Raw genomic sequence first — 7,935 nt, forward strand, 5'->3', positions numbered from 1 at the left:
GCCAAGACCCCGGCCGCCAAGACCCCGGCCGCGAACCCTGGCCAGCCGGCGTCCACCAGATCCGCACCGGCGCGCCTCCCCCTACCGAACCAGGGATCACCGGAACGGGCCATGCGGTGACGACCGTCGGGGATGGCGCAGGCAACCAGCGTCTGCTGGCGGTGGCCGCGGCCGATCTCGCCAGCCACTACCGGCGGTGCGGGCCGGTGCCGTGGCGTGGTCCGGGTGGGCCCCTGCTGGCGGAGATCCGCGACTCGGGCCTGACCGGGCGGGGCGGCGCGGCGTTTCCGACCTGGCGCAAGCTGTCGGCCGTCGTCGCGGCCACGCACCCGGACACCGGACGTCCCGGCGGCCGCCGCCGGGCGGCACCGGGTGGCACCCGCCGGGCCGGCACCCCCGTCGTCGTCGCCAACGCCGCGGAAGGCGAGCCCGAGAGCGCCAAGGACGCCACCCTGCTCGCCGCGGCGCCGCATCTCGTCCTCGACGGGCTTCAGCTCGCCGCCGAGGCGGTCGGTGCCGGCGAGGCCTACGTCCACGTGAAGCCGGGGGCGGCGGCGCAGAGCGTCCGGCGGGCGGTGGCCGAACGGCGGGCCGCTGGCTGGGACCGCTGCCACATCGAGGTCCGCGAGGCACCGGCGACGTTCCTCGCCGGAGAGGCGTCCGCGGTCGTCGCCGCGCTCGAAGGCGCACCGGCGCGGCCCCGCGCGCACTGGCGGCCGCTGGCCGACGACGGCCTGCACGGACGGCCGACGCTGGTGCACAACGTCGAAACCCTCGCCCACCTGGCGATGATCGCGCGTTGGGGTGCCGCCTGGTTCCGCTGCATCGGGACCGCCGACGAGCCCGGCACGCTCCTGGTCACGGTGACGGGAGCCGTCGCCGCGCCGGGAGTCGTCGAGGTGCCGTACGGAACCCCCCTCGGTGATCTCGTCGCCTTGCGCGGCGGTGCCGTCGAACCGGTCGGCGCCCTGCGGCTCGGCGGCTACGCCGGGACCTGGCTGCCCGCCGACGTGGGGCCGCAGGTGGCGATGTCGCAGGTGGCGATGTCGCGGGAGGGGCTGGCGCCGTGGGGCGCCGAGCCGGGACCGGGGATCGTCTCGGTGCTGCCCGCCGGGGCCTGCGGGCTGGCCGAGACCGCCCGCATCGTCGCCTACCTGGCCGCGCAGAACGCCGGCCAGTGCGGGCCGTGCGTCAGCGGGCTGCCGCAGCTCGCCCGGTCGGTGGCCGGCATGGCGCGGGTCGCCGGCCCGGACACGGCGCCGGACGGGGAGAACCCCGCCCAGGCGGCGAGCCGGGTGCTTCGCCTGGCCGCCCTGGTCTCGGGCCGCGGCGCCTGCCACCATCCCGACGGCGTGGCCCGCCTCGTGCACAGCGCGCTGCGCACGTTCGCCGCCGACATCCGCGCGCACGCGCAGGGTAACTGCCTCGGCTCGGCCCGCCTGGGCTGACCGGCGGCCCGCCCCGCGCCGTCGCCCGGCCCTCGGCGTCGCCCACTGACGACACCCGCGACTGCCCGGCACAACCGCATTCCCAGCCCGCCCGGCGCAAAAGGAGACACCATGCTCGGCACACCGCAGGAGCGGCGGACCGCCCCGACCGACGCCCCGACCGGGACCTCAACCGACGTATCGAACGGCCAGGCGGGCGCGGCGGGAGGCCGCGGGCCCGCTACCGGCCCGGCCCGGCTGTGGATCGACTGGACGGTCTGCGATGCGCGGGGTTGGTGCTCCGAACTGCTCCCGGAGCTGCTCACCCGCGATCCTGCCGGCTACCCCCTGGCCCGCGCCCCCGACGCAGCCACCCGGGACCTGACGATTCCCGCGCAGCTCGCCGACCACGCCCGCCGGGCCGTCGACGCCTGCCCCCGCCTCGCCCTGCGCCTGCTGCCCGACGGATGAGCGCACGGCCGAGTATGCCGTCGAACCAGGGATAATTCTCGGAAATCTTCGGGTGAGAGAACGGGACTGCGGGGTACAGCAACGTCACGACAGTACCGGCCGACGACCGAAGGAGAAGAGGAGTTCCCATGACGAGGCCCAACACGGTGCACGATGCCGGTACCGAGCAGCTTCCCACCAATCCGCCTTCAGACCAGCCGTACGACCGGCCCTACGCCCAGCCCTACCGCGAGCCGTACCCGCCCCAGAGCTCGCCGCAGTACGGCGGATATGGCACGCGGGAAAGCGACCAGACCGGATATCTTCCGTACCCGGATAATGGCCAGGCGCAGATGCAGTACGGTTACCAGCCGCAGCCGGTCGGGCCGCGTCCTGAATCGTCCGGGACGCGGGCGCTGTGGATTCTCGCCTTCGTTTTCTCGGCGGTGGCGCTGTTCGTGCCGTTCGTCGGTTTCGCCGCCATCGCCTGCGGCGCCGTGGCCTGGGGCAAGGGCAGCCGGCGGGGCCGGCTCTCGACCTTCGTCGCCATCGCGGCCACGATCGTCGGCTGGGTCCTCAGCATCCTGATCTACACCTCCTGACCCAGCGTCGCGGCCGTCCGGGACAGCACCGGACGGCCGGAACAGGGCCTCGCGGCACCCGGCAGCGGGGCCCTGTTCGTTTGCCGTGCCGCACCGCGGCCGACCCCCCGCCGCGGTGCGGCACCTCCCTGCCGAGCTCCTGCCGGTCCACGCCCGACGCACCTGCCCGGACCGCGCGAGGTCAACCCGCCAGCGGCCCGGCCGGTGCGGGGGCGCCGGTAAGTCGGGCGATCGCGGCGCGGACGGTCTCGACGTCACCGAGGACGATCCCGTGGCGGTCGCGGTCGGCGTGCAGGCGCCAGTGCGCGTCGACGACCGCCTCGGGCGCGGCCGGGGAGCCGGGGGCGACGATCGCCCCGATGGGCACGTGCCCCACCTGCACCCCGAGGCCCTCGAGGGCTTTCATCTTCCCGACAAACTCCCGCGCGAAAGGCGACCGTCATCTGTCGCCGATCCGGTGGGCGAGATCGTCGGTCCAGAGCCGGTCCAGGTCGCCGGGCCGCAGCGCATATCCGGTGAACCGTTCGACGACGAGCAGGCCCTTGGCGATCCGGTTCCGCCAGCTCGTCAGGTCGATGCCGGTCAGGTAGGACGCCACCTCGGGACCGGCCGGATAGGACTCGGTCAGCTCGTCCGCCGCGACGATGTCGCCGTCGCGAGCCAGGGTCAGCCGGGTGACCGCGTTGACGTTCCAGAACATGCTCGCCGCGGGGCCAAGCCGGGACAGCGCACGCATGACTTCCGGGTGACTACCGGTGAACCCGTTGTCCTCGGCCACCACGACCACGCCGGCCTCGGGCAGGGCGAGCGCCGCCATCCAGCCGTCGCGGTCCGGCAGGTCGATCAGGGAGACCAGCGATCGCCGGTGGCCCGGATCGCCGCCGAAGGCGCGCACCACGTCGTCGCGGTCGGCGTTGGCCACGACGGTGATGGTGGCGGCCTCCTGCAGCATGCTGGCGTAGATCCACCGCAGGTGTCCCTCGGGCGGGGCCGGCGGCTCCGGTTCCCCGCGTAGCCGGTGACCGAGCTGGTCGGTGCGGCGGCGGACGAGTTCGGGCGCGGGCGGCGCGGGCCACACCCACAGCTCGTAGGACTCACTGCGGTTGGCGTCGTCGCGGCCACGCGCGGCGACCCGCAGCCGATGGTCGCCGGGCCATGGCGGCATCTGCTCCCGCAGGGCCGCCTCGGCGGGGGTGCCGTCCGGGCTGACCACCGATGCGGACCCGACGTCCGCGTGCCAGCTCACCTCGACGACCTCGTCCCAGTCCCGCAGGCTCCAGTCCTGCGGGCGCGGGGATTCGGGCGGCGGCGGCTCGGCCAGGACGCGTAGCCGGATCCGGACGCTGCCGTCGGCCTGGCCGGTCCGGATGACCACGCCGCCGGGAACCACAGCAACCAGGCCGTTGGCCGAGAAGGGCGCGTCCACGTCGACGCCCGCCGGGAAGAGGCCCTCGAACAGGCCGAACCGGTGGCCGCGCACCTGCACCGACCCGGCGCAGGAACGCGGGAGGCGGTACTCCGACCGGCGCCTGGCCAGCAGGGCCTCGGCGTAGCCGGGCGGCATCGGCGCGCTCGCGAGGTAGACCGCTGCGGCGCCGAGCCCGGTGCCGATGATCACCGGGGGCCCGGCGATGAGCGGAGCCAGGGCGGCCGTCGGCAGGACCGCCGCGGCGACGGCGACGCCGAGCGCGAGGTGCGCCGCGCCGTGGCCCGCCGCGATCGCCGCCTCCGTCGCCGCAGGCTCGACTTCGGTGACGGCGAGCAGGGGCGCGATCGCGGGATGCCGCGCGAGCACGGCGAGCAGCGTCGAGACCGTGGCCGAGGCGTCCGGCAACGCCCGGTCAAGGCGTTGCACCGCGCGTACCGCCGCGCCGTCGGGATCGCCCGTCCCGGCACGCACGTCGAAGCTGACCTGCCGCGGCAGCCGAAGCTCGGGCAGACCGGGCACGGGGGGCAGCCGCAGATCGTCCACCGCGAGCTCCAGCGCGCCGAGCAGTCGCTCGGCGACCGGCACACCCAGCGCACGCAGGGCCGCCAGCACCGCGGAACCGCCGTGCCCCTGGCGACGCGCGGCAACGGACCGCATGTGTCCTGGTGGCACCTGCCGGGGACGGGCCGCCCCGAGAAGACTCCCCGGCGGTGGCGCAGCCGCGCCGAGGCGGCCGACCACCGCCGCGGGCCCGGGCGGCACCCGGGCGAGGAGCTGCGGCAACACCGTGGCCACGACCTCGGCGAGTGCCTGCACGACCTCGACTCGCACCCGCGGGCCCTGCTCCTCGTCCGCCATCCGCCCACTCCCACCAGACTCGTCAGCTTCCGACTCCCCCTGGCGAGCAGGCTAGGCACGGGGTCCGACAGAAATCGGCACACAGTGGCCGACCGGCTCGTCTACGCGTACAACCTGGACCCGGGAAGGACGCGGTGGCAGCCGTCGGTGCCCGATCCGCCGCCCCGGATGAAGCGCGTGGGGCGGCCCTGCCACTCGGTGTCCGCCCAGGTGGAACACAGCAACGCCGCGGACAGGACGAGCAGCACGCCGACGCCTGACCGACAAAGACCGTCTTGGGCGTGTACCTGTTGGTGATCAAGGTGTTCCGCGGAACCGCGACGCGCCGCACGATCACTGCCGCCGACCCGCTGACTCGCCAGCCCCGTTGCCGGCCAGATCATGCCGAGGGATGGACACGGTCTGTGCCGAAAAGCGCGTCTACCCCTCAGGGTGATTCGGTGCGCGAACGACGCAGAGGACACACCGCCGTGGTGGTGCGACGTGTTCGGTTCCGGGCTCAGAGCGTGCAGAACGTACCGCAACTGGCCAGGGCCGGCAGGCCGGCAGGCCGGCCGGCCGGGTCGACGATGACGTTCCGTGGCCGGGAGGGGCCGGAAGCGGGACAGGAACGCGGCGTGCGGCGAGGGAGACGAGTCCCCCGCCGCACGCCGCACATGCCTGCCGTCAGCGGTGACGGGGGACGGGGCGCTTGAGGACGACGCGGTCGAACTCGGTGCCGTGCTCGTCGACGCCGCGCACGGTCAGTGTGGACGCGCCGCCGGGACGCCCCGGCGCCGAGTCGACGGCGACGAACGCGTAGTTGTCGAAACGGGTCCGCGACCAGGAGATCGCCTCGGGGGTCTTCGTGCCGTCGGGCGCCCAGACGTAGCTGTTCGGCACGACGTTCGATCCCGCCGGGGCCGGCTTGCCGCGGTAGTTCTCCACCTCGCCGGTCTGGAACTGGTAGCGCGGGCGGCCGGCGCTGCCCGCGGTGATGTAGATGGTGCCGTCCTTGGCCGGCTCGATGGTCGAGCCGTCCGGCGCCTCGCGGGTCGCGGCGTTGGCGCGGATCGGGTCGGAGCGCTCGAAGAGGTGGTTGTGCCCCTGGAGCACCAGGTCGACCTGGTAGCGGTCGAACAGGGGCGCCCACGCGCCGCGGACCCCGCCGTCGCTGGCGTGCTGCGTGGTCGTCGAGTAGGCGCAGTGGTGGAAGAAGCAGACGATGAAGTCGATGTCGGGGTCGTTGCGGTACCCCTTGAGCGTCCGCTCCACCCAGGAGGTCTGCGCGCCGCCGGAGTAGCCGGTGTTCGTCTTGATCTCGAAGCTGACGTCGTTGGCGTCCAGCGAGAGCACCGCGACGTTGCCGTAGACGAACGAGTACACGCTCGGGCAGCCCTTGGGCCCGTCGCCGGGCAGGTCCAGGCGGGCCGCGTGGCCGCCGTAACCGTGCGGCGAGTACAGCGCCTCCATGTCGTGGTTGCCGGTGGCGAACATCCACGGGCTGCGGGCGCTGGAGAGCTCGATGTCGGCCAGGTAGACGTCCCAGACCGTCGGGTCGTAGTTGTCGAAGCCGGCCGGGGGCTGGCCGGTGGTGGTCCGCTTCGGCGGCTTGCCCGCGCCGGACGGGTCGGCGTAGCAGATGTCGCCGGCGAGAAGGTGGAAGGCGGGGTCCTGGCGGGCGATCGCCGCGGTGATGGCGGAGGCGTGCGCGACGGTCGGCTCGTTGTCCGCCTTGTAGTAGCCGTCGTCGAAGACGCCCTTCGGGTCACCCGGCGGGGTGGTGTTCGACCCGTGGTCGCCCATCATCGTGAACCGGAACGGTCCCCCGAGGCGGCCCTTCGCGTGCCCGGTGCGCACCGCCTGCACCGGGGTCGTCGCCCCGCCGGGGACGCGGAACCGGTAGTAGTACTCCCGGCCCGGGGCGAGGCGGTCGAACGCGGCGTGGACGTAGAACTGCTCGACGCCGAGGATCGACCCGTCGACCTGCGGCACCTGGGACAGCAGCGGCCGGACCTCGGCCTCCACCGTGCCGCCGAGGTGGGGGGTCGGGCCGATGTCGACGAGGATCCGGCCGCGGCCGGGGTTGCGGGTGAGCTGCGCGGCCAGGCGGAGCTGACGCGCCGGGTCGACGCCGAACGCGGTGTGCCGCCCGCCGACCAGCAGGGGGCTGTCCGCCGCGGTGGCGGCGTAGGCGGCCCGGCCGAACGGGGTGGTGCCCAGGGTCGCGGCGCCCGCGCCGGCCAGGCCGCCGAGCAGCATCCCGCGGCGGCTCACCGGCCGGCGGCGCAGAAAGGTCTGGAGCCACTCGTGCTGCTCCGCGATGGTCATGTCCTGGGCGATGTTCGCCGGAACGCCGGATGCGACCACTTCGTTGGGAGGACTCACTGGCATGGCGCTGAACGTAGGCCCGCCGCCTACGGAGCGCCCCAACGGCAAGATGGCCGCCGGTCGAAATATGCGTAAACACGTTTACCGTAGACGCAGGCCGGCAGCACCTTCCCCGGGTGGCACGATTCCCAGGTGGCACGATTCTCGGATGGCACGGTGCTCGGATGGCACGGTGCTCGGATGGCACGGTGCTCGGATGGCACGGTCCTCGGATGGCACGGTCCTCGGCCCGGCGGAGCTCGCCGGTCAGGTCGGCCGGTCGGTGGCGGTCACCTTGAGCTTCACGTTCTTGCCGTCGCGGTTGACGGTCAGGGTGACCGTCTGCCCCGGATCGACGGTCCGCAGCTCGGCCGAGAAATCCTCGACGGAGGTGACCGGCCGGCCGTCGAACGAACGGATGACGTCACCGGGCTGGATGCCGGCCTGGGCCGCGGGGCCGCCGCCGACCACCCCGATCACCAACGTGCCGCTGCGGACGGCCAGGCCGAGCTGGTCGGCGATCTGCGGGGTGAGGGTGACGGTCTGGATCCCGATGAACGCGTGCCGCACGGAACCGGTACGCAGGAGCTGGTCGACGGCGTCGACGACGGTCGCCGACGGGATCGCGAACCCGAGCGAGACCGCGCCGCTCTGCGGCGGCACGTACGCCTCGGTGACGCCGACGACCCGTCCCTGCGCGTCCAGCAGCGCGCCGCCGGAGTTCCCCGGCGAGATCGCCGCGTCGGTCTGGATGAGATCGACGCGCGGGCCGGCCGCCGCGGCCTGCCCGCCGGACCCGCCCTGCCCGCCGGACCCGCCC

At 74.1% G+C, this 7,935-nt stretch carries 7 protein-coding genes; 3 read left to right on the forward strand and 4 right to left on the reverse strand.

Features of this window, described 5'->3' with window-relative positions:
- Positions 1-116: 116 nt before the first annotated feature.
- From NBZ83_RS27385 to NBZ83_RS27395, 3 genes are all read left to right on the forward strand, one after another.
- Positions 117-1,448, forward strand: a complete 1,332-nt coding sequence (locus NBZ83_RS27385; protein WP_261570823.1) for an NADH-ubiquinone oxidoreductase-F iron-sulfur binding region domain-containing protein — start codon at positions 117-119, stop codon at positions 1,446-1,448.
- 111 nt (positions 1,449-1,559) lie between these two features.
- Complete coding sequence (locus NBZ83_RS27390; RefSeq protein ID WP_261576072.1) at positions 1,560-1,898, forward strand: ferredoxin; 339 nt, start codon at positions 1,560-1,562, stop codon at positions 1,896-1,898.
- Between the two features lie 128 nt (positions 1,899-2,026).
- On the forward strand, positions 2,027-2,479 hold the full coding sequence (locus tag NBZ83_RS27395) for a DUF4190 domain-containing protein (RefSeq protein ID WP_261576073.1): 453 nt from the start codon (positions 2,027-2,029) through the stop codon (positions 2,477-2,479).
- A gap of 181 nt (positions 2,480-2,660) precedes the next feature.
- Here the strand turns inward: NBZ83_RS27395 and NBZ83_RS27400 are convergent, their stop codons facing one another.
- From NBZ83_RS27400 to NBZ83_RS27415, 4 genes are all read right to left on the reverse strand, one after another.
- Positions 2,661-2,885, reverse strand: a complete 225-nt coding sequence (locus NBZ83_RS27400; protein ID WP_261576074.1) for a hypothetical protein — start codon at positions 2,883-2,885, stop codon at positions 2,661-2,663.
- A 33-nt stretch (positions 2,886-2,918) separates the two neighbouring features.
- Positions 2,919-4,766, reverse strand: a complete 1,848-nt coding sequence (locus tag NBZ83_RS27405; RefSeq protein ID WP_261570818.1) for a DUF6461 domain-containing protein — start codon at positions 4,764-4,766, stop codon at positions 2,919-2,921.
- A gap of 666 nt (positions 4,767-5,432) precedes the next feature.
- Positions 5,433-7,139, reverse strand: coding sequence for a metallophosphoesterase (locus NBZ83_RS27410; protein WP_261576075.1), 1,707 nt, complete (start codon positions 7,137-7,139; stop codon positions 5,433-5,435).
- Positions 7,140-7,382: 243 nt separating this feature from the next.
- Positions 7,383-7,935: S1C family serine protease (locus NBZ83_RS27415; RefSeq protein ID WP_261576076.1), on the reverse strand; the 553-nt coding region annotated here is incomplete at its 5' end.

The sequence above is a fragment of the Frankia gtarii genome, assembly GCF_025403375.1.
Classification (GTDB): domain Bacteria; phylum Actinomycetota; class Actinomycetes; order Frankiales; family Frankiaceae; genus Frankia; species Frankia gtarii.

Coding starts and splice junctions, on each gene's coding strand:
- NBZ83_RS27395 (WP_261576073.1), top strand. CDS start 2,027: ATGACGAGGCCCAACACGGTGCACGATGCCGGTACCGAGCAGCTTCCC.
- NBZ83_RS27410 (WP_261576075.1), bottom strand. CDS start 7,139: ATGCCAGTGAGTCCTCCCAACGAAGTGGTCGCATCCGGCGTTCCGGCG.
- NBZ83_RS27400 (WP_261576074.1), bottom strand. CDS start 2,885: ATGAAAGCCCTCGAGGGCCTCGGGGTGCAGGTGGGGCACGTGCCCATC.
- NBZ83_RS27405 (WP_261570818.1), bottom strand. CDS start 4,766: ATGGCGGACGAGGAGCAGGGCCCGCGGGTGCGAGTCGAGGTCGTGCAG.
- NBZ83_RS27390 (WP_261576072.1), top strand. CDS start 1,560: ATGCTCGGCACACCGCAGGAGCGGCGGACCGCCCCGACCGACGCCCCG.